This is a genomic window from Pseudomonas vanderleydeniana, from assembly GCF_014268755.2.
In the GTDB taxonomy this organism is placed as follows: domain Bacteria; phylum Pseudomonadota; class Gammaproteobacteria; order Pseudomonadales; family Pseudomonadaceae; genus Aquipseudomonas; species Aquipseudomonas vanderleydeniana.
Genome location: NZ_CP077093.1, coordinates 6,826,943 through 6,850,246, shown reverse-complemented (window position 1 = coordinate 6,850,246; position 23,304 = coordinate 6,826,943). Strand labels below are relative to the sequence as shown.

At 64.3% G+C, this 23,304-nt stretch carries 25 protein-coding genes; 13 read left to right on the top strand and 12 right to left on the bottom strand.

Translation table 11 applies throughout. From position 1 onward, the window contains the following. Window positions 1-86: 86 nt before the first annotated feature. Complete coding sequence (locus HU752_RS30875; RefSeq protein WP_186683639.1) at window positions 87-1,283, bottom strand: class I SAM-dependent rRNA methyltransferase; 1,197 nt, start codon at window positions 1,281-1,283, stop codon at window positions 87-89. 144 nt (window positions 1,284-1,427) lie between these two features. Here HU752_RS30875 and HU752_RS30870 point away from each other — a divergent pair, with 144 nt between their 5' ends. From HU752_RS30870 to HU752_RS30860, 3 genes are all read left to right on the top strand, one after another. Next, a complete protein-coding gene (locus HU752_RS30870; RefSeq protein ID WP_186683640.1) occupies window positions 1,428-2,294 on the top strand; it encodes an HDOD domain-containing protein in 867 nt (288 codons plus the stop codon). 34 nt (window positions 2,295-2,328) lie between these two features. Then, the gene (mutM, locus tag HU752_RS30865; RefSeq protein WP_186683641.1) at window positions 2,329-3,141 is read left to right on the top strand and encodes a bifunctional DNA-formamidopyrimidine glycosylase/DNA-(apurinic or apyrimidinic site) lyase; all 813 of its coding nucleotides are present in this window, start codon (window positions 2,329-2,331) and stop codon (window positions 3,139-3,141) included. 64 nt (window positions 3,142-3,205) lie between these two features. Then, entirely contained in the window at window positions 3,206-3,544 is a 339-nt protein-coding gene (locus HU752_RS30860) for a multidrug transporter (protein WP_186683642.1), read from the top strand. A 130-nt stretch (window positions 3,545-3,674) separates the two neighbouring features. Here HU752_RS30860 and HU752_RS30855 read toward each other — a convergent pair whose 3' ends face one another. The 5 genes from HU752_RS30855 to HU752_RS30835 all read right to left on the bottom strand — a co-directional run bounded on the left by HU752_RS30855 (window position 3,675) and on the right by HU752_RS30835 (window position 8,325). Beyond that, window positions 3,675-3,926, bottom strand: a complete 252-nt coding sequence (locus HU752_RS30855) for a YfhL family 4Fe-4S dicluster ferredoxin (RefSeq protein WP_007921257.1) — start codon at window positions 3,924-3,926, stop codon at window positions 3,675-3,677. Between the two features lie 148 nt (window positions 3,927-4,074). Further along, the gene (coaD, locus tag HU752_RS30850; protein WP_186683643.1) at window positions 4,075-4,554 is read right to left on the bottom strand and encodes a pantetheine-phosphate adenylyltransferase; all 480 of its coding nucleotides are present in this window, start codon (window positions 4,552-4,554) and stop codon (window positions 4,075-4,077) included. 113 nt (window positions 4,555-4,667) lie between these two features. Then, entirely contained in the window at window positions 4,668-6,263 is a 1,596-nt protein-coding gene (locus tag HU752_RS30845; RefSeq protein ID WP_186683644.1) for a GMC family oxidoreductase, read from the bottom strand. A 55-nt stretch (window positions 6,264-6,318) separates the two neighbouring features. Next, on the bottom strand, window positions 6,319-6,864 hold the full coding sequence (locus HU752_RS30840; RefSeq protein WP_186683645.1) for a eukaryotic translation initiation factor 6: 546 nt from the start codon (window positions 6,862-6,864) through the stop codon (window positions 6,319-6,321). Window positions 6,865-6,894: 30 nt separating this feature from the next. Then, window positions 6,895-8,325 (bottom strand): coniferyl aldehyde dehydrogenase, encoded by a 1,431-nt coding sequence (locus tag HU752_RS30835; protein ID WP_186683646.1) that lies wholly within the window; start codon window positions 8,323-8,325, stop codon window positions 6,895-6,897. 152 nt (window positions 8,326-8,477) lie between these two features. On the opposite strand from HU752_RS30835, the gene HU752_RS30830 reads away from it, so the two are divergent. Further along, window positions 8,478-9,146: a TetR/AcrR family transcriptional regulator gene (locus HU752_RS30830; protein WP_186683647.1), complete on the top strand. Its 669-nt coding sequence runs from the start codon at window positions 8,478-8,480 to the stop codon at window positions 9,144-9,146. 42 nt (window positions 9,147-9,188) lie between these two features. Further along, complete coding sequence (locus HU752_RS30825) at window positions 9,189-10,043, top strand: sulfurtransferase (RefSeq protein ID WP_186683648.1); 855 nt, start codon at window positions 9,189-9,191, stop codon at window positions 10,041-10,043. 3 nt (window positions 10,044-10,046) lie between these two features. On the opposite strand, the gene HU752_RS30820 is transcribed toward HU752_RS30825, so the two are convergent. Genes HU752_RS30820 through HU752_RS30805 form a run of 4 tightly spaced genes read right to left on the bottom strand, consistent with a single transcriptional unit; the run spans window position 10,047 to window position 14,534 of the window. Continuing rightward, a complete protein-coding gene (locus HU752_RS30820) occupies window positions 10,047-11,027 on the bottom strand; it encodes a hydrolase (protein ID WP_186683649.1) in 981 nt (326 codons plus the stop codon). Window positions 11,028-11,083: 56 nt separating this feature from the next. Continuing rightward, complete coding sequence (gene rsmD / locus HU752_RS30815; RefSeq protein ID WP_186683650.1) at window positions 11,084-11,701, bottom strand: 16S rRNA (guanine(966)-N(2))-methyltransferase RsmD; 618 nt, start codon at window positions 11,699-11,701, stop codon at window positions 11,084-11,086. Next, a complete protein-coding gene (locus HU752_RS30810; RefSeq protein WP_186683651.1) occupies window positions 11,701-13,185 on the bottom strand; it encodes a M16 family metallopeptidase in 1,485 nt (494 codons plus the stop codon). Before HU752_RS30810 ends, rsmD begins: the two co-directional genes overlap by 1 nt. Next, window positions 13,182-14,534 carry a M16 family metallopeptidase gene (locus HU752_RS30805; protein ID WP_186683652.1) on the bottom strand — a complete coding sequence of 451 codons (1,353 nt, stop codon included), beginning with the start codon at window positions 14,532-14,534 and terminating at the stop codon, window positions 13,182-13,184. The genes HU752_RS30810 and HU752_RS30805 overlap by 4 nt, the downstream gene beginning before the upstream one ends. Before the next feature lie 354 nt (window positions 14,535-14,888). Here HU752_RS30805 and ftsY point away from each other — a divergent pair, with 354 nt between their 5' ends. The 4 genes from ftsY (at window position 14,889) to rpoH (ending at window position 19,007) form a co-directional block, all read left to right on the top strand. Then, window positions 14,889-16,337, top strand: a complete 1,449-nt coding sequence (gene ftsY / locus HU752_RS30800; protein ID WP_186683653.1) for a signal recognition particle-docking protein FtsY — start codon at window positions 14,889-14,891, stop codon at window positions 16,335-16,337. Beyond that, window positions 16,334-17,005 carry a cell division ATP-binding protein FtsE gene (ftsE, locus tag HU752_RS30795; RefSeq protein WP_186683654.1) on the top strand — a complete coding sequence of 224 codons (672 nt, stop codon included), beginning with the start codon at window positions 16,334-16,336 and terminating at the stop codon, window positions 17,003-17,005. The genes ftsY and ftsE overlap by 4 nt, the downstream gene beginning before the upstream one ends. After that, window positions 17,002-18,024, top strand: a complete 1,023-nt coding sequence (gene ftsX, locus HU752_RS30790; protein WP_186683655.1) for a permease-like cell division protein FtsX — start codon at window positions 17,002-17,004, stop codon at window positions 18,022-18,024. Before ftsE ends, ftsX begins: the two co-directional genes overlap by 4 nt. Before the next feature lie 128 nt (window positions 18,025-18,152). Beyond that, a complete protein-coding gene (gene rpoH, locus HU752_RS30785) occupies window positions 18,153-19,007 on the top strand; it encodes an RNA polymerase sigma factor RpoH (protein ID WP_010444950.1) in 855 nt (284 codons plus the stop codon). Between the two features lie 779 nt (window positions 19,008-19,786). Here rpoH and mtgA read toward each other — a convergent pair. Further along, window positions 19,787-20,509, bottom strand: coding sequence for a monofunctional biosynthetic peptidoglycan transglycosylase (gene mtgA, locus HU752_RS30780; protein ID WP_186686601.1), 723 nt, complete (start codon window positions 20,507-20,509; stop codon window positions 19,787-19,789). A gap of 70 nt (window positions 20,510-20,579) precedes the next feature. Between mtgA and HU752_RS30775 the strand changes: the two genes are divergently transcribed. The 4 genes from HU752_RS30775 (at window position 20,580) to trmB (ending at window position 22,839) form a co-directional block, all read left to right on the top strand. Further along, window positions 20,580-20,951 (top strand): DUF423 domain-containing protein, encoded by a 372-nt coding sequence (locus tag HU752_RS30775; protein ID WP_186686604.1) that lies wholly within the window; start codon window positions 20,580-20,582, stop codon window positions 20,949-20,951. A gap of 91 nt (window positions 20,952-21,042) precedes the next feature. Further along, on the top strand, window positions 21,043-21,243 hold the full coding sequence (thiS, locus tag HU752_RS30770) for a sulfur carrier protein ThiS (protein WP_186686607.1): 201 nt from the start codon (window positions 21,043-21,045) through the stop codon (window positions 21,241-21,243). Window positions 21,244-21,309: 66 nt separating this feature from the next. Continuing rightward, the gene (locus HU752_RS30765; protein ID WP_017903470.1) at window positions 21,310-22,104 is read left to right on the top strand and encodes a thiazole synthase; all 795 of its coding nucleotides are present in this window, start codon (window positions 21,310-21,312) and stop codon (window positions 22,102-22,104) included. A gap of 9 nt (window positions 22,105-22,113) precedes the next feature. Further along, window positions 22,114-22,839, top strand: a complete 726-nt coding sequence (gene trmB, locus HU752_RS30760; RefSeq protein WP_186686610.1) for a tRNA (guanosine(46)-N7)-methyltransferase TrmB — start codon at window positions 22,114-22,116, stop codon at window positions 22,837-22,839. A gap of 139 nt (window positions 22,840-22,978) precedes the next feature. Here the strand turns inward: trmB and HU752_RS30755 are convergent, their stop codons facing one another. Next, a complete protein-coding gene (locus HU752_RS30755; protein WP_010444939.1) occupies window positions 22,979-23,302 on the bottom strand; it encodes a DUF3392 domain-containing protein in 324 nt (107 codons plus the stop codon). Between the last annotated feature and the right edge of the window lie 2 nt (window positions 23,303-23,304).

Below are 23,304 nucleotides of genomic sequence, written 5' to 3'. Positions count from 1 at the left end.
TCGGTAGCGCTATGGGGCAAGCGCCGGGGGGAGTTGGATCCTGGGGGGCGCCACCCGCCTCGGGAACGGGGCGGGTGGCCGGTCACTCAGCTGTTGGGCAGCAGGCGGCAGGTGATGCTCTTGATGTAGCGGGTTTCCGGGATCGCCGGGTGTACCGGGTGATCCGGGCCCTGGCCGCCGCGCTCGAGCAGCTGGATGTTGCGGTCCAGGTGGCGGGCGCTGGTCAGCAGGATGTTCTGCAGGTCGTCTTCCGGCAGGTGCATCGAGCAGGAGGCGCTGACCAGGATGCCGTCCTTGCTCAGCAGGCGCATGGCCTGTTCGTTCAGGCGGCGGTAGGCGCCTTCGCCGTTCTTCAGGTCCTTCTTGCGCTTGATGAACGCCGGCGGGTCGGCGACGATCACGTCGAAGCGCTCCTCGGCGGATTTCAGTTCCTTCAGGGCTTCGAACACGTCGCCTTCGACGCAGGTCAGTTTCTCGGGGAAACCGTTCAGCGCAGCGTTGCGCTCGACGCCGTCGAGGGCGAAGCCCGAGGCGTCGACACAGAACACTTCGCTGGCGCCGAAGGCCGCTGCCTGCACGCCCCAGCCGCCGATGTAGCTGAACAGGTCGAGTACCCGCTTGCCCTTGACGTACGGCGCCAGGCGCGCACGGTTCATGCGGTGATCGTAGAACCAGCCGGTCTTCTGGCCTTCCATCACCGGCGCCTCGAACTTCACGCCGTTCTCTTCCAGTGCGACCCACTCCGGTACCAGGCCGAACACGGTCTCGACATACCGCTCAAGGCCTTCGGCATCGCGCGCCGCCGAGTCGTTCTTGAACAGGATGCCGGTGGGCTTGAGCACCTGGACCAGTGCCGCAATCACGTCGGCCTTGTGCTGTTCCATGGTCGCCGAGGCGAGCTGGACCACCAGGATGTCGCCGAAGCGGTCGACCACCAGGCCTGGCAGCAGGTCGGAATCGCCGTACACCAGGCGATAGAAAGGCTTGTCGAACAGCCGCTCACGCAGCGACAGGGCGACGTTGAGGCGGTGCACCAGCAGCGACTTGTCCAGCGGCAGGCGGGCGTCGCGCGACAGCAGGCGGGCGCAGATCAGGTTGTTCGGGCTCATGGCGACAATGCCCAGGGCCTTGCCGCCAGCGGCTTCGAGGATGGCCTGGTCACCGGCCTTGAAGCCGTGCAGTGGGGTTGCGGCCACGTCGATTTCGTTGCTGTAGACCCACAGGTGGCCGGCGCGCAGGCGGCGGTCGGCATTGGCTTTGAGGCGCAGGCTGGGCAGGGACATGACGTCGCTCCGGGAAAAAAGAGCGGAATTATAGCGGGAGTCGTCGCCTGGCGTGTCGTCAGTTTTCATGTGATTGAGTTCACAGATTGCCCATTCGGATCCACTTTTCCGCTAGAATCGACGACTCGCCCGGAGTGTGTACTAATGTCCCAAGAACTTTCATCCGAACAGATCCAGCAGGCCTTGCAGGGTATCAGTGTTCCGCCTCAGCCGCAGATCATGGTGGATCTGCAGATGGAGCAGTACATGCCCGATCCGGACCTGGATGTGATCGCCCGGCTGATCAGTCAGGACCCAGGGCTCTCCGGCGCACTGCTCAAGATCGTCAACTCGCCCTACTACGGCCTGACCAACAAGATCGCCTCGATCCAGCGGGCAGTGACCCTGCTGGGCAGCCGTTCGATCATCAACCTGATCAACGCGCAATCGATCAAGGGCGAGATGGCCGATGAAACCATCGTGACCCTCAACCGTTTCTGGGATACCGCCCAGGACGTGGCGATGACCAGCCTGACACTGGCCAAGCGTACCGGCTCCCAGGCCATCGACGAGGCCTATGCCCTGGGGCTGTTCCACGATTGCGGGATCCCGCTGATGCTCAAGCGTTTCCCCGACTACATGACGGTGCTGGAGCAGGCCTACGCCAATGCCGGTCCCGACAAGCGGGTGGTGGATACCGAGAACGATGCGTTCAATACCAACCACGCGGTGGTCGGCTACTACACGGCCAAGTCCTGGCGCCTGCCGGAGCATGTGACCAACGCGATCGCCAACCACCACAACGCGTTGGCGATCTTCAGCGATGAGTCGACCCGCAACAGCCAGTTGAAGAACCTGCTGGCGATCCTGAAAATGGCCGAGCACATCTGCGAGTCCCACCGGGTCCTGGGCAACCAGACCGAGGACCGCGAGTGGAATGCCATTGGCCACCTGGTGCTCGACTATGTCGGTCTGTCCGACTACGACTTCGAGACACTCAGGGAAAACATCCGCGAGCTGGGCGCGAACTGATCGGGCGCCGGCCACTGCCTGAGCTGGAATCCCCATGCCTGAACTACCCGAAGTCGAAACCACCCGGCGCGGCATCGCGCCTCACCTGGAAGGGCAGCGGGTCAGTCGCGTGATCGTCCGCGACCGGCGCCTGCGCTGGCCGATTCCGGAGGATCTCGATGTGCGCCTGTCCGGGCAGCGAATCGTCCAGGTCGACCGGCGGGCCAAGTACCTGTTGATCAATGCCGAGGTCGGGACGCTGATCAGCCACCTCGGCATGTCAGGCAATCTGCGCTTGGTCGAAGTCGGTATGCCGGCAGCCCGGCATGAACATGTGGATATCGAGCTGGAGTCGGGCCTGGCCTTGCGCTATACCGACCCGCGTCGTTTCGGGGCGATGCTCTGGAGCCTCGACCCGCTCCAGCACGAATTGTTGGCGCGACTGGGACCGGAGCCGCTGACCGACCTGTTCGACGGCGAGCGCCTGTTCCAGCTGTCCCGTGGGCGTTCGATGGCGGTCAAGCCGTTCATCATGGACAACGCGGTGGTGGTCGGCGTGGGCAATATCTACGCGACCGAGGCGCTGTTCGCCGCCGGGATCGACCCGCGGCGCGAGGCGGGCGGGATTTCCCGGGCGCGCTACCTGAAGCTGGCGATCGAGATCAAGCGGGTCCTGGCCCACGCCATCGAGCGTGGCGGCACCACCTTGCGCGATTTCATCGGCGGTGACGGCCAGCCTGGCTACTTCCAGCAGGAGCTGTTCGTCTATGGTCGTGGTGGCGAGCACTGCAAGGTCTGCGGCAGCATCCTGCGCGAGATTCGCCTGGGACAGCGCGCCAGCGTGTATTGCCCGCGTTGTCAGAGCTGACCTGAGTGGTCGGCAGGCGCTATAGTGAGTTTTTGCCCCTGTTGCCTAGTCGAAGGATGGTGCCATGAACCCGTTTCGTACCCTGGCCTTGTTGCTGGCCCTGACCTTTGGCCTGCAGGCACTGCCGGCCCTGGCCGATGACGGGACCAGTGGCGACCCGACCTACCAGATCCAGAACCCGCCGGCCTACGCGATGATCGGCGACCTGTTGGTCGCGCGACCATTGCTGGTGGGGGCGACTCTGGTTGGCACGGCGGCTTTCGTGGTGTCGCTGCCGTTCACCGTGTTCGGTGGTGTCAAGGGCGTGGGCAAGGCCGGCAAGGCGCTGGTGATCGACCCCGGCAAGGCGGCGTTCGCCCGGTGCCTGGGCTGTACGGCGGAAGGGTTCGACGGCGATCAGTGATCTGCCGGTGGGCTTTCGCGGCGACCTGTTCGCGGATAAACCGGTCCGGCGTCCCGGTTTATCCGCGAAGGGGCCGGCAAGCCTTGCTCATGACCACCGGGGTTCCCATGACAGCAGCGTTACGGGGATATCAGGCCTTGCCGGTAATCTTGCGATACTTGGCCATCAACTCTTCCTCGGTTTCCGGATGAGCTTCGTCCAGCGGGATGCAGTCCACCGGGCAGACCTGTTGGCACTGGGGTTCGTCGTAGTGGCCGACGCACTGGGTGCACAGGTTCGGGTCGATCACATAGATCTCTTCGCCCTGGGAAATGGCGGCGTTCGGGCACTCGGGTTCGCAGACGTCGCAGTTGATGCAATCGTCGGTAATGATCAGGGACATGGGTACTCCGGCCAGGGCAGCAGGCCCGGGCAACGTGAAAACTTGATGTGCCAATTGTGCCGCATTGACGCGCGTAGTGCACGCGGGTGCGACGATGCAGGCTTCAGGTCAGCCGTGAGTGGCAGCTCCTGGAGGCTGCCACCCCGGGTTACTTCTTGAAGCGCTGGGTCAGGGCGTCGGCCACCGCCGGGTGGACGAACTTGCTGATATCTCCGCCCAATGCGGCAATTTCACGAACCAATGTCGAGGAAATGAACGAATAGCGTTCCGACGGGGTGAGAAACAGGCTCTCCACTTCCGGCGCCAGCTGGCGGTTCATGTTCGCCAGCTGGAATTCATACTCGAAATCCGACACGGCACGCAGCCCGCGCAGGAACACATTGGCGTTCTGCTCCTTGGCGAACTGCGCCAGCAGGGTCGAAAAGCCCACCACTTCGACGTTGGGCAGATGTTTTGTGACCTCGCGGGCCAGCTCCACACGCTGTTCCAGCGGGAAAAGCGGGTTTTTCTTCGGGCTGGCGGCCACGGCAATGATCACGTGGTCGAACAGGCGCGCGGCGCGTTCGACCAGATCGCCATGGCCCTTGGTAATCGGGTCGAAGGTACCTGGGTACAACACTCGGTTCATCGCGTCGTCCTGGCGGGAGTCCGTTGGGGAATCGGATGGTATCGCAGCCTTTCCTGTCGGCCAAGTCAGGACGTACGGAAGAAAGCCCTATAGACGTCGTGAATACTCCACTTCTAGGCGCTTTTCAGGCGTTCGGCCAAGGCCGTCGCCAACTGGGCGGTGAGCCCGTAGACCGACAGCTGCGGGTTGGCACCGATGCTGGTGGGGAACAGCGAGCCGTCGTGGATCGACAGGTTGCGCAGCTGGTGATGGCGGCCGAGGCTGTCGGCGACGGCGGTTTTCGGGTCTTCGCCCATGGCGCAACCGCCCATCACGTGGGCGCTGCCCAGGCGGGTACGGTAGGTTTCCAGGCGCAGGTCGTCGATCAGCGTCTTGGCCTGGGCCAGCGAGTTCACATAGTCGGCATCGGCATGCAGCGGCAGCACCGACTTGGCACCCGCGGCGAACTGGATCTCGGCCATGCTGTGGAACGCCCGGCGCAGACCGTCCCAGGCGTAGGCCGATACCTGGTAGTCGAGCACCGGCGTACCGTCGCCGCGCAGTTCCACCTCGCCGCCCGGGCTGTCCGGGTGGAAGCCGTCGCGCATCAGGGCCAGCATCACGTGGGTGTGCGGCAGCTGTTCCATGCGCAGGGCGCTCTGCGGGCCGAAGCCGCCGAGCAGGGTGCTGGCGAGTGCCGGTTGCAGCGGTGGCACTTCCAGTTTGTAGGACATGTGCCCGGTGGTGCCGTCCAGCCACTGGAAATGGTCGGAGTAGATCGACTGTGGGGCGCCGTAGTAGGGGTTGATCACCTCGGAAAACTGTCCGGCGGAGAAATTCACCAGGTGCAGGAAGGTGCGTTTGCCCACTCGGTCATTCGGGTCCGGTGCCTTGGAGCGCAGTAAAAGCCCCGGGCTGTTGATGCCGCCACCGGCCAGCACGTAGTGGCGGGCCTTGACGGTGATCTGGCGACCGGTCGGCGCCACGCAGCGGGCATCCATGCCCAGGCACAGCAGGCCGCTGACCTTGTCGCCGTCGATCAGCAGCCGTTCGGCGCGTGCCAGGTAGAGCAGTTCGCCGCCTTTGTCCAGGGTGGCGGGGATGGTGGTGACCATCATCGATTGCTTGGCGTTGGTCGGGCAACCCATGCCGCAGTAGCCGAGGTTCCAGCAGCCGCGCACGTTGCGCGGGATGACTTTCCAGCTGTAGTTGAGTTTTTCGCAGCCGCTGCGCAGCACGTCGTTGTTGGCGTTGGGCGGCATCACCCAGGGCGCGACGCCGAGGCGCTGCTCCATTTTCTCGAACCACGGCGCCATCTCGGCGGCGCTGTGGCCCTTGACGTTGTGCTCTTTCGCCCAGTGCTCGAGGGTCGGTTCGGGTGTGCGGAAGCTTGAGGTCCAGTTGATCAGCGTGGTGCCGCCGACGGCCCGGCCCTGGAGAATGGTGATGGCGCCATCCTTGCTCATGCGACCGATACCTTCCTGATAGAGGCTGGTGTAGGCCTCATCCTCGAGCATCTTGAAGTCGTCACTGGTCTTCAGCGGCCCTTCCTCGATCAGCAGGACCTTGTAGCCGGCGGCACTGAGGATTTCGGCGGTGGTTCCGCCGCCGGCGCCACTGCCGATGATCGCGACATCGGCCTCCAGGGTCAGGTCCTGCTGGAGTTGCGAGCCGTTGTGGGTTTTCCAGCCGCGGGCCAGGCCTTCTCGGAACAGATCGGGTACGGGCATGTGACGCCTCTTTTATTGTTGTTTTGACAGGTGTGCCGGATCGGGCGGGGCGGGCCTAGACCTTGGGCGGCCCCGGGTAGCCACAATGGGCCCAGGCCTCGGCGCGGTTGTACCAGGCCATCATCACCAGTTGCAGCAGCGAGGCGTGGCCCATGCGCAGCAGGCTCAGCAGGCTGTTTTCCCAGCGTTTGAGAAAGGCCTGGATCTGCTCGGTACTGGCATTTTCCCAGCTGCCCCAGATGCCCGTCAGGGGGCCGCGGGTAATGCCCATGCCGAGTACGTCGAACAGCTGGCGGGTCAACTTGAGCATTTCCGGCGAGAGGTGGGCCAGGCTCTTGTCGAGACTGGCCAGGGTCTGGTCGACGGCGGCGGGCATCTTCTCGGGGCTGACGGCGCCCTGGAGCATCACCGGAATCAGCGCCCGCAGGAACGGCAGGTCAGCCGTCTGCAGCACCACGAAGCCGTTGGCTGGTCCGGCGGCCGAGCAGCCGGTCAGGCTGGCGGCCAGTCCGGCGGTGGTGAGAAAAGCGCTGGCGCACAGACCGATTTTCAGCAGGCCGCGCCGGGACAGCGCAGGGGATTCGGACAGGCTTGAAGTCATTATTGTTATTCACCTGGGCAAGGATGGAGGTCAGCGAACGAACAGCTTCTGGATCAGCTTCTGGATCGATTTTCCGTAGGGTGGGTAGATCAGCCGGGCGGCGTTGAAGCGCTGCTTGGTCAGTACGCCCTTGGCCTTGCTGAAGGTCAGGAAGCCTTCATGGCCGTGGTAGTGGCCCATGCCCGAAGGGCCGATGCCGCCGAACGGCAGGTCTTCCTGGGGGACGTGCAGCAGCGTGTCGTTGAGGCAGACGCCGCCGGAATGGGTTTCGTGGAGGACTCGCTGCTGTTCGCGCTTGTTGTAGCCGAAGTAATAGAGCGCGAGAGGGCGAGGTCGCTGATTGATGTAGGTGAAAGCTTCATCGAGGCTCTTGTACGGAACGATCGGCAACAGCGGGCCGAAGATCTCGTCCTGCATCAGGGTCATGTCGTCGCTGACGTTCAGCAACAGGCTGTGGCTCATGCGACGCTGCTGGCCCTGGTCGAACAGCGGGATCAGCAATGCCCCCTTGCTGGTGGCATCACTGATGTAGCCGTTGAGTCGGTTCAACTGACGCTCGTTGATGATGCTGGTGTAGTCCGGGTTGTCCGCCAGGGTCGGATAAAAGCCGCGGACCGCCTGGCGATAGGCCTCGACGAAGGCGCCGACGCGTTCTTCCGGCACCAGCACGTAGTCCGGGGCCACGCAGGTCTGGCCGGCGTTGAGGGTCTTACCGAAGGCGATGCGTTCGGCGGCGTCCTTGAGCGGTACGTCGCTGGAGACGATCGCCGGAGACTTGCCGCCCAACTCCAGGGTCACCGGTGTCAGGTGTTCGGCGGCGGCGCGCATCACGTGCTTGCCGATGCTGGTGGCGCCGGTGAACAGCAGGTGGTCGAACGGCAGTTTGGAGAAGGCCATGCCGATGTCCACGTCTCCGAGCACCACGCACACCAAGTCTTCCGGGAATACCCGGCCGAGCAGTTCCTTGAGCAGCAGTCCGGTGGCCGGGGTCGATTCGCTGAGCTTGAGCATCACCCGGTTACCCGCCGCCAGGGCGCCGACCAGCGGGCCGATGGCGAGAAACAGCGGGTAGTTCCACGGCACGATCACACCCACCACGCCCAGCGGCTGGTAGACCACCTTGGCCGAGGCCGGCTGGAAGGCCAGGCCGACCTTGCGCCGTGCCGGTTTCATCCAGCCCTTGAGGTGCTTGCGGGCGTAGTGGATGCCGTGGAGGCTGGGCATCAGCTCGCCGAGCAGGGTCTCGTCGGCGCTGCGGTTGCCGAAATCGGCGCTGATGGCTTCGATGATTGCCTGCCGTTCGTCGCTGAGCAGCTGGCGCAAGCTTTCCAGCCACTGTCGGCGTTGCTCGGCCGGTGGCATCGGATGCGCGGCGTAGGCCTGGCGCTGGGCCTGGAACAGATGCTGGAGCTGGCTCTGTTGCTGCTGTGATTCCTGCAGGTAGGCGATTTCGGCAGACATGGCGCACTCCAGAAAGTGTGTTTTTATTTTTAAACAAATGTTTAGAGCTAAAGCTCAAAAATGTCAACAGTCGCGTGCGCCACGGATCGTTTATCCGTCGCGTGATAGGCCGTAAGATGCCGGGTAACGCACTCTTGAAGTAAAGCTGAGTCATGGCCCCACGAATAAAAACCAGCGAGCGGATCGTCCAGAACAGTCTCGACCTGTTCAACCAGCAGGGTGAGCGCAGCGTCAGCACCAACCATATCGCGGCGCACATGGAGATTTCGCCGGGCAACCTCTACTACCACTTCCCCAACAAGCAGGCGATCATCGCCGTGCTGTTCGCCGAGTACGAGGCGCTGGTGGACAGTTTCCTGCGCCCGCCGCAGGGCCGTGCCGCGACCATCGAGGACAAGCGCTTCTACCTGAAGGCGTTGCTGGCGGCGATGTGGCGCTATCGTTTCCTGCACCGGGACCTCGAACACCTGCTGGAAAGCGATGCCGAACTGGCCGGGCGTTATCGGCGCTTTTCCCAGCGTTGCCTGATCCAGGGGCAGTCGATCTACAAGGGCTTCGTCGATGCCGGGATCCTGGCGATGGACGCGGTGCAGATCGAATCGCTGACCCTCAATGCCTGGATCGTCCTGACCTCCTGGGTGCGCTTTCTCAGCACGACCCGGGAAAGCGCCAATCATTTGAGCGAAGAATCGATCAAGCGCGGGGTCTACCAGGTACTGGTACTTGAGTCGGGCTTCGTCACGCCTGAGGCTCGCGAGGCGGTCGACAGGCTGCTGAATGAATTCTACGTTCCCCTGGCCAAGGCGCTTGAGGAGGTCTAGGGGGCGACCGGTTGTTGTTCATCCATCTACGAGGAATGAGTCATGCCGCTTGCGCAACTGATCAGCCCGCAGCAACTGGCCGAGCGCCAGGTCCGGCCCGGGCTGGTAATCCTGGATTGCCGCTTTGCCCTGGAGGATCCCGACTACGGCCAGCGCAGCTATGCCGAAGGGCATATCGAGGGCGCGCACTTCGCCGATCTGGAGCGTGATCTCAGTGGCCCGGTGACCAGGGGTGTGACCGGTCGTCACCCGTTGCCCGCGCCGACGGCGCTGGTGGAGCGCCTGCAGGCCTGGGGCATCAGCGCCGACAGCGAGATCGTGCTGTATGACGATGGCCCCGGCATGTACGCGGCCCGGGCCTGGTGGCTGCTGGCGTGGCTGGGCAAGCGCGACGGCGTGTTCCTGCTCGATGGCGGGCTCAAGGCCTGGCATGCGGCGGGGCTGCCATTGAGCCTGAATCCGCCGCCGAGCGTCCGTGGCAACTTCAGCGGCAGTGCCGACCCGTCGTTGCTGATCAGTGCCGAACAGTTGCAGCAGCGCCTTGGTCAACCATCCATGACCTTGCTCGATGCCCGCGCGTTGCCGCGTTTTCGCGGCGAGGTCGAACCGATCGATCCGGTTGCCGGGCACATCCCGGGCGCACAATGTGCGGCTTTCAACGAAAACCTCGGTGCCGACGGACGGTTCCTGCCGGCCGATCAGCTCAAGCAGCGCTTTGCCACGCAGTTGGGCGAGCGTCCCGTGCAGGAACTGGTGGCCTATTGCGGTTCCGGGGTGACGGCGTGCCACAACCTGTTTGCACTGAGCCTGGCCGGTTATCCGCTGGCGACCTTGTATCCGGGCTCGTGGAGTGAATGGATCACCGACCCGCAGCGGGCGATCGCTACCGGCGACTGACCGTCAGCGGCCGGCCAGCCACTGCGGGATCCGTCGCTCCAGGTAGTAGCCTGGCTTGCCCAGGCTGCCGTCGACGAAGCCGACGTGGCCGCCCTTGTCCTGCAGTTCGAACTCGGTATCCGTCGCCAGCTCGGCGGGTTCCGGCAGGCTGTGGCGGAACACGAAGGGATCGTCAGCCGCCTGGATGATCAGCGTCGGCGTGCGGATCGCCCCGAGAAAGTAGCGGCTCGAAGCCCGGCGGTAATAGTCCTCGGCGTCCTGGTAGCCATGCAGCGGTGCGGTCACCCGACCGTCGAAATCCCAGAAGGTACGCATGCCCGTCAACGGGCCGAGACGGCTGAGAGTCGCCAGCCCGTCGGTCCGGCCGTCATGCTGGAACTGGCGCTGCTTGTCCTTGAGGTAGGCGAGCATCTCGCGCATGAAATGCGCCTGGTAGACCCTGGAAAAACCCTGGCCGATGCGGTCTGCGCATTGATCCAGGCGAAAGGGGACCGAGACCGCTACGCCGGCCTGCAAGCCGCTGTCGCCGGCACTTTCGCCCAGGTGCTTGAGCAGCACGTTGCCACCCAGCGAATAGCCCACGGCGTGGAGCGCTGCCAGGGGGCGTTTGCGCCTGAGGTGGGCGATGGCGGCGGCCAGGTCTTCGCTGGCGCCGGAGTGATAGCTGCGGGGCAACAGGTTCGGCTCGCCGGAGCAGCCGCGCCAGTTCAGTGCGACGCTGGCCCAGCCGCGTTCGGCCAGGGCCTGCTGCATGCCGATGATGTAGGGGGAGTTCGAGGAACCGGTCAGCCCGTGCAGGAGCAGCACCAGCGGTGTCGCGGCTTCGTGCGGCCCGAACCAGTCGAGGTCGAGGAAGTCGCCGTCATCCAGCCAGAGCCGCTCGCGTTGGCGCTCGAGTACGGTCTTCCTGCGCCAGAGCGGGCCCCAGAGCGTTTGCAGGTGAGGGTTGCCCAGGCCGGGGGCCGGGCGGAAGCGGTTGGACATGGGCGTTCGGTCTGCCTCGGTCGTGGGTGCGCCAGGCGGCGCACCCGGTCGATCGATCAGCCGGCGGCCGGTGCGCTGCGTTGCCATAGCGCATAGTACACCTGACCGGACTTCTGCTCGCGGTGCAGGCGCCAGTTGCCTGGCAGGCCGAGGGTCGAGGGTGCGGTTTCGCTTTCGGTGTAGACCCAGGCGTCGTCGGCCAGCCACTGGCGTTCTTCCAGCAGGACGCAGACGCCCGGCAGCAGGTTCTGGTTGAACGGCGGGTCGAGGAACACCAGGTCGAACGCGCTGGCCGGCTGGGTTTCCAGGTAGCGCAGGGCGTCGGCGGTCTGCACCTGGCCGACGGTGCAGCGCAGGGTGCCCAGGTGCTCGCGCAGGCTGGACACGGCGACATGGCTGGCGTCCAGCGCCTGGCCCATGGCGGCGCCACGGGACAGCGCCTCGAGGAACAGCGCGCCGCTGCCGGCGAACGGGTCGAGCACCTTCGCTCCGGCGACGTAGGGCGCCAACCAGTTGAACAGGGTTTCACGCACGCGATCGGGTGTCGGGCGCAGCCCCTGGACATCCGGGAAGCTCAGGCGGCGGCTGCGCCATTCGCCGCCGATGATGCGCAGTTTGTTCACGCCGTTGTGCGACGGTGCGGGTTTCTTGCTGTGACGCGATGGGCTGGCCATTAATGCTCCGGAACCCCGAGCGGCTGCTCGGCGGGTTTGTCTGTCGGCGGCGGCAACGGCTTTTGCGGGACCGTCGGGCCGGCGGTGACGACGATCATCTTGTCGACACTCAGGTGTTTGTCCATGGCGGCCTTGACCTGTTCGACGGTCAGCGCCTGGGTCTGCTGCATGAAATCCTCCAGGTAGTTCAGCGGCAGGTTGTAGAAACCCATGGCGCCCAGCTGGCCGACGATATCGCTGTTGCTGGCGGTGGACAGCGGGAAGCTGCCGGCCATCTCGCGCTTGGCGTCGTCGAGCTCCTTCTGGGTCGGGCCGGACTTGAGGTACTCGGCCAGCACGTCCTCGACCAGCTTCTGCGTGCCTTCGCTCATTTCGGCGCGGGTCTGCAGGTTGATCATGAACGGGCCACGGGCCTGCATCGGGCTGAAGCCGGAGTAGATGCCATAGGTCAGGCCGCGTTTTTCCCGCACCTCGCTCATCAGCCGGGTGCCGAAGCCACCACCGCCGAGGATCTGGTTGCCCAGGGAGAGTGCGGCATAGTCGGGATCGGCGCGGTCGATGCCCATCTGCGCCAGCAGGATGGTGGTCTGCTTGGATGGGAACTCGATGTGCCCGCTGCTCGGCTGCGGGTCCTTGGCCAGGGCGATCTTCGGCAGCGCCGGGCCTTTCGGCAGGGACGCCGAGACCTGTGCGGTCAGGGCTTCGGCCTCGCTGCGCGAGAGGTCGCCGACCAGTGTGATCACCACGTTGCCGGCGGCGTAGGCCTTGGCGTGGAACGCACGCAACTGGGCGACGGTGATCGGCGGGATGCTCTTGGCGGTGCCTTCGCTCGGGTGGCCATACGGATGGTCGCCGTAAAGGCGCTGGGACAGGTCCAGGCTCGCCAGCTTGCCGGGGTTCTGTTTCTGGAACTCGAAACCGGCCAGCAGCTGGTTCTTGATCCGCGCCAGGGAGTCGCTCGGGAAGGTCGGCTTGCCGACCACCTGGGCAAACAGTTTCAACGCCGGTTCGCGTTTGTCGGTAGCGCTGAGGCTGCGCAGCGAGGCGATCGCCATGTCCTTGTAGGAACCGTTGCCGAAGTCCGCGCCAAGGCCTTCGAAGCCGCGGGCGATGGCGCCGACATCCTTGCCGGCCACGCCCTCGTTGAGCATGGCGTTGGTCAGCGTGGCCAGGCCCGGGGTGTTGCCGTCCTGGCTGCTGCCGGCGGCGAAGGTCAGGCGCAGGTCGAACATCGGCAGCTCATGGGCTTCGACGAACAGCACCCGGGCGCCTTCGGCGGTGTTCCAGGTCTGCACGTCGAGGCTGCGCCGGGCCGGTGCCTTGTCGTTCAGTTCGGCCAGCGATTGCAGCTTGTGGCTCGACTTGGCCTCTTCCAGGGCCTGGCCGGCCTGGGCATTGGACAGGCCCAGCAGGGGCAGGCCGAAGCTGCCGACAGCGACGACCAGGGCCAGGCCGGGCAGGGTGAAGCGCGAACCCTTGCTCATGGGCGGGTCTCCTCGGGCAGTACGTGGGCGACGCTGAGACGTTCGCGGGTGAAGTAGGTGCGGGCGGCCTTCTGGATGTCTTCCGGCGTCACGCTCTGCAGGTCGGCCAGTTCACTGTCCATCAGCTTCCAGGACAGGCCGACGGTTTCCAGCTGGCCGATGGCGGTGGCTTGGCTGGTGATCGAGTCACGCTCGTAGACCAGCCCGGCGATGACCTGCGCGCGCACGCGCTCGAGCTCCTCGGCGGTCGGCGGCTTGCTCTTGAGCTGGTCCAGCAGGCGCCAGAGACCGGCCTCGGCGTTGGCCAGGGTCTTTTTCTTCTGCACGTTCGGCATCGCCGACAGGGTGAACAGGCTGTCGCCGCGGGTGTAGGCGTTGTAGCTGGCCGAGCCGCCGGAAATCAGCTCCTCGCCACGTTCCAGCTGGGTGGCGAGGCGGGCGCTGTAGCCGCCGTCGAGCAGCGCGGCGATCAGGCGCAGGGCGTTGACCGAGCGCGGGTCCTGGGCGGTAGCGATGCTCGGCACGTTGAACCCCAGCATCAGGCTCGGCAGTTGGGTCTTCACGTGCAGGGTGATCAGCCGCTCGCCGGGCTCGTCCAGCTCGCGCGGGATCTTCGCCGGTGGCGTGTCGCGCCGTGCGATCGAACCGAAGTAGCGCTGGGCGAGGTTTTTCACCTCGTCCGGGGTGACATCACCGACCACCACCAGGGTCGCGTTGTTCGGTACGTACCAGGACTGGTACCAGTGGCGCAGCTCCTCGACCTTCATGCGGTCCAGGTCGGCCATCCAGCCGATGGTCGGCGTGTGGTAGCCGCTGGCCGGGTAGGCCATCGCCTTGAAACGCTCGAAGGCCTTGCCCATCGGCTTGTCGTCGGTGCGCAGGCGACGTTCTTCCTTGATCACCTCGATCTCGCGGCTGAACTCGTCGGCCGGCAGGCGCAGGCTGGCCATGCGATCGGCTTCCAGTTCGAAGGCCACGCCCAGGCGGTCGCGAGCCAGGACCTGGTAGTAGGCGGTGTAGTCGTCGCTGGTGAAGGCGTTTTCCTCGGCGCCCAGGTCGCGCAGGATCAGCGAGGCCTCGCCGGGGCCGACCTTTTCGCTGCCCTTGAACATCATGTGCTCCAGGGCATGGGAAAGGCCGGTCTGGCCCGGGGTCTCATAGCTCGAACCGACCTTGTACCAGACCTGCGACACCACCACGGGGGCGCGATGGTCTTCACGGACCACGACCTTCAGGCCGTTGTCGAGGGTGAATTCGTGGGTCGGTTGCGGATCGGCGGCGAGGACCGCGAGTGGCAGACAAAGCGTGCCGAGCAGCAGGCCGGCGGTGCGGCGGGCTAGAGCATTCATTCGTTCTTTAACCTGTAGGACTGCCCGCTTGGTTTAGCGTCGGCGGGCGAGGAGGTGCTAGGATACTGATCCGTTTTACTGGCGGCCACGTCTATCCGGTTCCTGTGCTGCGTGCCTGGTCCGGAAAGGCTGTATGGGTCAACGGTCGAAAGCTGCGCTCTGCCAATGCAGATCGAGGTGTTTTCGCCGATTTTGCCGTTCCAGATCTTCGTTTGGCGTCTGACTTCAGAGAAGTTTGATCTTCTCGACAAAATGTTGCGCGTGAACAAGCGGGTTAAATCGCAGTCTGTTCTGCATGAATATTATTTGCCGGCGTGCCCATGGCGCGTCGCTACCTTGAGATAGCCGTCCTCCATGTTTGGTTCCAACGACGACAAGAAGACTCCAGCTGCGGCTGGCGAGAAAAAAGGCCTGTTCGGATGGCTGCGCAAAAAGTCGCAGGAAACCGTCGTCGAACAGCCACCCGTTCAGCCTGAAGCGGCACCGGCTCCGGTAGTCGAGACTGCCCCTGTTGCTGTCGAGCCGCCAGCGGTGGTCGAGCCTGCGCGTGAACCCCAGCCTGCCGCGGCTGCCGTGGCGCCTGCACCATGGCCGGAACTGCCGGTGGCTGAAGAGCCGGTTGCGCTGGTCGAGGATGTTCAGGCCGAGCATGTCGTTCCGCCGATTCCTCCAGCGCCTGTCGTCGAGCCTGTCGCGCCGGCGCCGCAGTTCGTCGAGCCTGCACCTGCACCTGCACCTGCACCGGTCGTGGTCGAGGCACCTGCGCCGGTTGCGCCAGCCGTGCCCGAGCCCGTTCCGGCAGTGGCTGTCGAGCCCGTAGTGGCCGAGCCGGTTGTCGCCGAGCCTGCCAAAGCCGCTGCTCCAGAGGCCAAGACCGGCTTCTTCGCCCGTCTCAAGCAGGGTTTGTCCAAGACCAGCGCGAGCATCGGCGAGGGCATGGCCAGCCTGTTTCTCGGCAAGAAGGCGATCGATGACGACCTGCTTGAAGAGCTGGAAACCCGCCTGCTGACCGCCGACGTCGGCGTCGAGGCCACCGGCGTGATCATCCGCAGCCTGACCCAGAAGGTCGCGCGCAAGCAGTTGACCGACAGTGACGCACTGTACAAGTCCCTGCAGGAAGAGCTGGCGGCGATGCTCAAGCCGGTCGAGCAGCCACTGCAGATCGACTCGCAGCACAAGCCTTACGTCATCCTCGTGGTCGGCGTGAACGGTGCCGGCAAAACCACCACCATCGGCAAACTGGCCAAGAAGCTGCAGCTCGAAGGCAAGAAGGTCATGCTGGCCGCCGGCGACACCTTCCGTGCGGCGGCGGTGGAGCAATTGCAGGTCTGGGGCGAGCGCAACCAGATTCCGGTGATCGCCCAGCACACCGGCGCCGACTCCGCCTCGGTGATCTTCGATGCGGTACAGGCGGCCAAGGCCCGCGGCATCGACGTGCTGATCGCCGATACCGCCGGTCGCCTGCACACCAAGGACAACCTGATGGAAGAGCTGAAGAAGGTCCGTCGGGTGATCGGCAAGCTCGATGAGCAGGCGCCGCACGAGGTGTTGCTGGTGCTCGACGCCGGTACCGGACAGAACGCGATCAACCAGGCCAAGCAGTTCAACCAGACGGTCCAGCTGACCGGCCTGGCCCTGACCAAGCTCGATGGTACCGCCAAGGGCGGGGTGATCTTCGCCCTGGCCAAGCAGTTCGGCGTGCCGATCCGCTACATCGGGGTCGGCGAAGGCATCGACGACCTGCGGACCTTCGAGGCCGAACCCTTTGTCCAGGCACTTTTCGCCGAGCGGGAGCGTTCATGATTCGTTTCGAACAGGTCGGTAAGCGCTATCCGAACGGTCATGTCGGCTTGCATGAGCTGAGCTTTCGGGTCCGCCGCGGCGAATTCCTGTTTGTCACCGGCCACTCCGGTGCCGGCAAGAGCACCCTGTTGCGCCTGCTGTTGGCGATGGAGCGGCCGACTTCCGGCAAGCTGCTGCTGGCCGGCCAGGACCTGGGCCAGATCAGCAACGCGCAGATTCCGTTCCTGCGCCGGCAGATCGGCGTAGTGTTCCAGAACCACCAGTTGCTGTTCGATCGCACGGTGTTCAACAACGTGGCGCTGCCCCTGCAGATTCTCGGCCTGTCCAAGGCCGAAGTCGCCAAGCGGGTCGACTCCGCGCTGGAGCGCGTGGCCCTGTCGGACAAGGCCGAGCTCTATCCTGGCGACCTGTCCACCGGCCAGCAACAGCGCGTCGGTATCGCCCGGGCGATCGTCCACCGTCCGGCACTGCTGCTGGCGGACGAGCCGACCGGTAACCTCGACCCGCGCCTGGCGGCGGAGATCATGGGCGTGTTCGAGGACATCAACCGTCTGGGCACCAGCGTACTGATCGCCAGTCACGACCTGGCCCTGATCGCTCGCATGCGCCATCGCATGCTGACCTTGCAACGCGGCCGATTGATCGGCGATGGGGAGGCTGGCGTATGAGTGCGACCCGTAGCCCGAAAGTGGCCGAGCGCGTGGCGCCGAAAGCCTCCGACGCGCCACCACCGAAGAAGAAACGCGACGACGACGACGGTCCCGACTTCGGCACCCTGCTGCGCGCCTGGATCGAAAGCCACCGCGCCAGCCTGGCGGACAGCCTGCGCCGGCTGGGCAAGCACCCGATCGGCAGCTTCTTCACCTGCATGGTGATGGCTGTCGCGTTGAGCCTGCCGATGGGCCTGTCGCTGCTGCTGAACAACATCGAGCGCCTGGGCGGCTCCTGGCAGCGGGCGGCGCAGATTTCGCTGTACCTGCAGCTGGACGCCAGTCCGAGCGAGGGTGAGAGCCTGAGCGCGCAGGTCAAGGCCATGCCGGGCGTGGCCGATGCCGAATTCATCAGCAAGGAAAAGGCCCTGGACGAGTTCCAGCAGCAGTCCGGGCTGGGCGAGGCGCTCAAGGAGCTGCCGCAGAACCCGTTGCCGGGCGTGGTGCTGGTGACGCCGGAGGAAGTCGACAAGCCAACCCTGGAGGCCTTGCGTCAGCGCCTGGCCGAGTTGCCCAAGGTGCAGCAGGCGCAACTGGACCTGGTCTGGGTCGAGCGCCTGGCGGCGATTCTCAAGCTGGGCGACAAGTTTGTCTTCGGCCTGACGGTGCTGCTGGTTTCCGCATTACTTTTGGTGATAGGCAATACCATTCGTCTTCATATTGAAAACCGCCGCACCGAGATAGAAGTGATTAAACTGGTGGGCGGCACCGATAGCTACGTGCGTAGGCCGTTTCTGTACATGGGCGCGCTTTATGGCTTTGGCGCCGGGATTCTGTCCTGGGGCGTCCTGGCTTTCGGCCTGAACTGGCTGAACGAGGCGGTGGTCGGGCTCGCGGGGCTCTACGGCAGTGATTTCTCCCTGGCGGGCGTGCCGGCTGCCGATGGTCTGTCGCTCTTGCTTGGCGCCGTGCTGTTGGGGTATATCGGTGCGTGGATTGCGGTCGCGCGGCACCTGCGGGAGCTGGCACCGAAGTAATTAATGTCAAATTAATGTGTTTTTGTTGGTATTGACCGTAGTGGCTGTAAAAGGAACTTGTTCAGGGGTTCCCGGTCAATGTTCGCAGTGCTTCACTGCACGAGTCTGTGAGTCGGAGGTTTTTTCGTATGACCACTTCTTTGCAACCTGCCTATGCGCTGGTCCCGGGTGCGAACCTGGAGGCCTACGTCAACACGGTGAACAGCATTCCGCTGTTGTCGCCGGAGCAGGAGCGTGAACTGGCCGAGAGTCTCTACTATCAGCAGGATCTTGAGGCCGCTCGGCAAATGGTGCTGGCCCACCTGCGTTTTGTCGTCCATATCGCCCGTAGCTATTCCGGCTATGGCCTGGCCCAGGCTGACCTGATCCAGGAAGGCAACGTCGGCCTGATGAAGGCCGTGAAGCGCTTCAACCCGGAAATGGGTGTGCGCCTGGTGTCGTTCGCCGTGCACTGGATCAAGGCGGAAATCCACGAGTTCATCCTGCGTAACTGGCGGATCGTCAAGGTGGCGACCACCAAGGCCCAGCGCAAGCTGTTCTTCAACCTGCGCAGCCAGAAGAAGCGCCTGGCGTGGCTGAACAACGAGGAAGTCCACCGTGTGGCGGAAAGCCTCGGCGTGGAGCCGCGTGAAGTGCGCGAGATGGAAAGCCGGCTGACCGGCCAGGACATGGCGTTCGATCCGGCGGCGGAAGCCGACGACGACAGCGCGTTCCAGTCACCGGCCAACTACCTGGAAGACCATCGCTACGACCCGGCGCGCCAGCTGGAGGATGCCGACTGGAGCGAAAACTCCAACAGCAACCTGCACGAGGCCCTGGAGGTCCTGGACGAGCGCAGCCGTGACATCCTCTACCAGCGCTGGCTGGCGGAAGAGAAGGCCACGCTGCACGACCTGGCGCAGAAGTACAACGTTTCGGCCGAGCGTATTCGCCAGCTGGAAAAGAGTGCGATGAACAAACTGAAACTGTCGATTGCGGCCTAGGCCTTCACGGCAATGAAAAACGCCCCGACTGGTTCGGGGCGTTTTCGTTTTTTGGGGGCTGGTTGTTCAGGGTGTAGCCGGTTGTTCAGGGGCTAATTGGCTGTCCGGGGCTATCTGATTGCTCAGTCAGGGCCCAGCTGGTTGCTCGGGGCCTATCTGGTTGTTCAGGGGTTAACTGGTTGCTCAGGCCTATCTGGTTGTTCAGGGGTTAAATGGTTGTTCAAGCCCCAACTGGTTGTTCAGGATCCACATGTGGCGAGCGGGCTTGCCCGCGCTCGGCTGCAAGGCAGCCGCAAAACCAGGCTACTCGATTTATCTGATGCACCGAGTAGCCTGATTTCAGGGCCGCTCCGCGCCCCAGCGCGGGCAAGCCCGCTCGCCACACAGTGTGCACTCCCCCCAGTGGGGACATTCGCGGACATGCTCCATAACAGCCAACTGCCACATTCTGGTTGTTTCAGAGCGCCAGGGTACCCGGCGTTCACCGGTTAACCGGTTGTTCAGGCCTATCTGGTTGTTCAGGGGCTAATGGTTGTGCAGGCCCCAACTGGTTGTTCAGGATCCACATGTGGCGAGCGGGCTTGCCCGCGCTCGGCTGCAAGGCAGCCGCAAAACCAGGCTACCCGATTTATCTGATACACCGAGTAGCCTGATTTCAGGGCCGCTCCGCGCCCCAGCGCGGGCAAGCCCGCTCGCCACACAGTGTGCACTCCCCCCCCCCCCAGTGGGGACATTCGCGGACATGCTCCATAACAGCCAACTGCCACATTCTGGTTGTTTCAGAGCGCCCAGGGTACCCGGCGCGAATCATTCAATCCCGCCAGGTACCCGGTACCGCCCAACTGGCTCATCTGTTGGCGAATCCATCCTGCCCGCCGTGCCACATAGGTGCTCGGGTGGCTGGCGCTCCACTCCCGCGGGTTGGGCAGTACCGCGGCCAGCAGGCTGGCCTGCTGGCGCGACAGGGCGGCCGCGCTCACCCCGAAGTGATGCCGCGCTGCCGCCTCCGCGCCGAACACCCCGTCGTCCCACTCGACGCTGTTGAGGTACACCTCGAGAATCCGCTGCTTGGGCCACAGCGTCTCGATCAGCACGGTGAACCAGGCCTCCAGGCCCTTGCGCAGGTAGCTGCGGCCGGACCAGAGGAACAGGTTCTTCGACACCTGCTGGCTGAGGGTGCTGGCGCCACGGATCGAGCCGCCGCGCTCGTTGTGCAGGAACGCCGCCTGGATCGCATCGAAGTCGAATCCCCAGTGTTCGGGAAACTTCTGGTCCTCGCCGGCCATGACCGCGACCTTGAGTTCGTCGCTGATCTGGTCCCACGGCTTCCAGGTCCGTTGCAGGTCGATCGGCTCGCCCTCGGTCCACGACTCGATCTTGCGCTCGACCATCAGCGCGGTGCCCGGCGGCGGCACCCAGCGAAACAGCAGCACCAGCAGCACGCTGGCGATGGCGAACCATTTCAGGGCGACGAGCAGGCGGCGGAAAAGGAATTGCAGCATAGAGATGGCTTGGCCGGGGCGTAGGAGCGGGCCATTATACAGACCCTGTGTCCCCTGAATGGAGTTCGTCATGCTGCGTGTTTTCCTGCTGCTCGCCGCGATTTTCGGTTTCACCGGTGTCGGCCTGGGCGCCTTCGCCGCCCATGGCCTGAAAAACCGCCTGAGCGCCGACTACCTGGCGATCTTCCATACCGGTGTCACCTACCAGCTGGTGCATGCCCTGGCCCTGTTCGGTGTGGCGTTGCTGGCCGCCCATGTCCCCGGGCGCCTGGTGACCTGGGCCGGTTCGGCGTTCACCATCGGTATCCTGCTGTTCTCCGGCAGCCTGTACCTGCTGACCCTCAGCGGTGTGAGCAAGCTGGGCATCATCACCCCGTTCGGCGGCCTGGCCTTTCTTGTCGGCTGGTTCTGCCTGGGCCTTGCCGCCTGGCGCCTGAGCTGACCGCATGGTCCGCTTCAAGACGAATGGCTTGGGTCGCCCGGACTGATCGGGCTAGAATATTGGCCCCTAAAAAATGATGGCAGCCCGGCGCATGCGCATTCAATTGAACGGCGAATCCTATGAACTGCCCGACGGCGAAACCGTCGCGGCGTTGCTGGCCCGGCTCGACATGGTCGGGCGGCGGGTGGCGGTTGAACTGAACCTGGATATCGTCCCGCGCAGTCAGCACGCCGAAACCGCCCTGCGTGAAGGTGATCAGGTCGAAGTGGTACACGCCATCGGCGGTGGCTAGTCCCGCCAGCGGTCCCGCGCCCTGATCCACCCCTGCAAGCCCTGAACCTTTCAAGAGGATGTGTGCATGAGCACTGTTCGCAGCGACAAGCCTTTCGTGCTGGCCGGCCGTACCTACCAATCCCGCCTGCTGGTCGGTACCGGCAAGTACCGTGACATGGAAGAAACCCGCCTGGCCATCGAGGCCTCGGGTGCCGAGATCGTCACCGTCGCGGTGCGCCGCACCAACCTGGGCCAGAACCCGGGCGAGCCGAACCTGCTGGACGTGCTGCCGCCGGATCGCTACACCATCCTGCCGAACACCGCCGGTTGCTACGACGCGATCGAGGCCGTGCGCACCTGCCGCCTGGCCCGTGAGCTGCTGGACGGACACAACCTGGTGAAGCTGGAAGTGCTGGCCGACCAGAAGACCCTGTTCCCCAACGTGATCGAGACCCTCAAGGCCGCCGAAGTGCTGGTCAAGGAAGGTTTCGACGTGATGGTCTACACCAGTGATGATCCGATCATCGCCCGCCAGTTGGCGGAAATCGGCTGTATCGCGGTGATGCCGCTGGCCGGCCTGATCGGTACCGGTCTCGGCATCTGCAACCCATACAACCTGCAGATCATCCTTGAGGAAGCGAAGATCCCGGTGCTGGTCGATGCCGGCGTGGGCACCGCTTCCGACGCCACCATCGCCATGGAACTGGGCTGCGAGGCCGTGCTGATGAACTCGGCCATTGCCCATGCCCAGCAGCCGATCCTGATGGCCGAGGCGATGAAGCACGCCATCGTCGCCGGGCGCCTGGCCTATCTCGCCGGGCGCATGCCGAAAAAACTCTATGCCAGCGCATCCTCGCCGCTGGATGGTCTGATCAAGTAAGAGCCTTTGATGACTGAATCGAACGAAACGCCTCTCCACACGGAAGAAGGCGAAGAGCGCCAACACCGCCGCATCAAGAGTTTCGTGATGCGCGCCGGGCGCATGACCGAAGGCCAGCAGAAAGGCCTGGAGCAGGGTGGGCCGCTGTTCATCCTGCCTTTGGCTGATGCACCCGTGGATTACGACCAGGTGTTCGGTCGTTCCGCGCCGCGTTCGCTGGAAATCGGTTTCGGCATGGGCCACTCCCTGCTGGAAATGGCTGCTGCGGCACCGGAGCAGGACTTCATCGGTGTCGAAGTGCACCGTCCGGGTGTCGGTGCGCTGCTCAATGGCGTGCTGACCCAGGGCCTGAAGAACCTCCGCGTCTATGACTGCGATGCGATCGAAGTGCTGAACCGCTGCGTGGCGGACAACAGCCTGGACCGGCTGATGCTGTTCTTCCCCGATCCGTGGCACAAGAGCCGGCATCACAAGCGCCGTATCGTCCAGGCGTCCTTCGCCGAGCTGGTGCGCAGCAAGCTGAAGGTCGGCGGCGTCCTGCACATGGCTACCGACTGGGAACCGTATGCCGAGTACATGCTGGAAGTGATGAATGTCGCGCCGGGTTATCGCAACCTGGCTGAAGACGGCAAATGCGTGCCACGCCCGGCCGAGCGGCCGATCACCAAGTTCGAGCGCCGTGGTGAACGCCTTGGGCATGGCGTGTGGGACCTGAAGTTCGAGAAGCTGGCGTAACGCAACGCCTACAGAGACTGATCGTTCCTACGCTCCGCGTGGGAACGCCTCTCTGGACGCTCGGCGTCCGTTCTTGTGACGCGCAGCGTCACGGGTTGCATTCCCACGCGGAGCGTGGGAACGATCAAGTCGTACTTGGTCAGCGCCGATCCGCTACCACCCCGATCAGGATCAACACCACCAGCAGCACGGGCGCCAGGCTGTAGTTGTTGAACTGGCTCAACCCCCGCACCACCCAGGGCGTGGCGTAGATCAATGCCAGGCCGCTGCCGATCATGCACAGCAGAGCCATCAGCGGCACGCGCAGGGCGCCGGCGATGCTGCCCAGGCGCTGGTCGACCCAGGCCTTGAGATCCGCACCGAACAACACCAGCAGGCATCCCACCAGCGCCAGGGAAATTTCCGAGAGGTTGCTGCGACTCCAGCGCGATACCGTGGCAAGCAGGCCGAGTATCAGGTCCATGG

Coding starts and splice junctions, on each gene's coding strand:
- HU752_RS30765 (WP_017903470.1), top strand. CDS start 21,310: ATGAGCACTGTTCGCAGCGACAAGCCTTTCGTGCTGGCCGGCCGTACC.
- ftsE (WP_186683654.1), top strand. CDS start 16,334: ATGATTCGTTTCGAACAGGTCGGTAAGCGCTATCCGAACGGTCATGTC.
- thiS (WP_186686607.1), top strand. CDS start 21,043: ATGCGCATTCAATTGAACGGCGAATCCTATGAACTGCCCGACGGCGAA.
- rpoH (WP_010444950.1), top strand. CDS start 18,153: ATGACCACTTCTTTGCAACCTGCCTATGCGCTGGTCCCGGGTGCGAAC.
- HU752_RS30860 (WP_186683642.1), top strand. CDS start 3,206: ATGAACCCGTTTCGTACCCTGGCCTTGTTGCTGGCCCTGACCTTTGGC.
- HU752_RS30870 (WP_186683640.1), top strand. CDS start 1,428: ATGTCCCAAGAACTTTCATCCGAACAGATCCAGCAGGCCTTGCAGGGT.
- trmB (WP_186686610.1), top strand. CDS start 22,114: ATGACTGAATCGAACGAAACGCCTCTCCACACGGAAGAAGGCGAAGAG.
- HU752_RS30825 (WP_186683648.1), top strand. CDS start 9,189: ATGCCGCTTGCGCAACTGATCAGCCCGCAGCAACTGGCCGAGCGCCAG.
- ftsY (WP_186683653.1), top strand. CDS start 14,889: ATGTTTGGTTCCAACGACGACAAGAAGACTCCAGCTGCGGCTGGCGAG.
- rsmD (WP_186683650.1), bottom strand. CDS start 11,701: ATGGCCAGCCCATCGCGTCACAGCAAGAAACCCGCACCGTCGCACAAC.
- HU752_RS30805 (WP_186683652.1), bottom strand. CDS start 14,534: ATGAATGCTCTAGCCCGCCGCACCGCCGGCCTGCTGCTCGGCACGCTT.
- HU752_RS30810 (WP_186683651.1), bottom strand. CDS start 13,185: ATGAGCAAGGGTTCGCGCTTCACCCTGCCCGGCCTGGCCCTGGTCGTC.
- HU752_RS30755 (WP_010444939.1), bottom strand. CDS start 23,302: ATGGACCTGATACTCGGCCTGCTTGCCACGGTATCGCGCTGGAGTCGC.
- mutM (WP_186683641.1), top strand. CDS start 2,329: ATGCCTGAACTACCCGAAGTCGAAACCACCCGGCGCGGCATCGCGCCT.
- ftsX (WP_186683655.1), top strand. CDS start 17,002: ATGAGTGCGACCCGTAGCCCGAAAGTGGCCGAGCGCGTGGCGCCGAAA.
- HU752_RS30835 (WP_186683646.1), bottom strand. CDS start 8,325: ATGTCTGCCGAAATCGCCTACCTGCAGGAATCACAGCAGCAACAGAGC.
- mtgA (WP_186686601.1), bottom strand. CDS start 20,509: ATGCTGCAATTCCTTTTCCGCCGCCTGCTCGTCGCCCTGAAATGGTTC.
- HU752_RS30840 (WP_186683645.1), bottom strand. CDS start 6,864: ATGACTTCAAGCCTGTCCGAATCCCCTGCGCTGTCCCGGCGCGGCCTG.
- HU752_RS30855 (WP_007921257.1), bottom strand. CDS start 3,926: ATGTCCCTGATCATTACCGACGATTGCATCAACTGCGACGTCTGCGAA.
- HU752_RS30830 (WP_186683647.1), top strand. CDS start 8,478: ATGGCCCCACGAATAAAAACCAGCGAGCGGATCGTCCAGAACAGTCTC.
- coaD (WP_186683643.1), bottom strand. CDS start 4,554: ATGAACCGAGTGTTGTACCCAGGTACCTTCGACCCGATTACCAAGGGC.
- HU752_RS30820 (WP_186683649.1), bottom strand. CDS start 11,027: ATGTCCAACCGCTTCCGCCCGGCCCCCGGCCTGGGCAACCCTCACCTG.
- HU752_RS30845 (WP_186683644.1), bottom strand. CDS start 6,263: ATGCCCGTACCCGATCTGTTCCGAGAAGGCCTGGCCCGCGGCTGGAAA.
- HU752_RS30775 (WP_186686604.1), top strand. CDS start 20,580: ATGCTGCGTGTTTTCCTGCTGCTCGCCGCGATTTTCGGTTTCACCGGT.
- HU752_RS30875 (WP_186683639.1), bottom strand. CDS start 1,283: ATGTCCCTGCCCAGCCTGCGCCTCAAAGCCAATGCCGACCGCCGCCTG.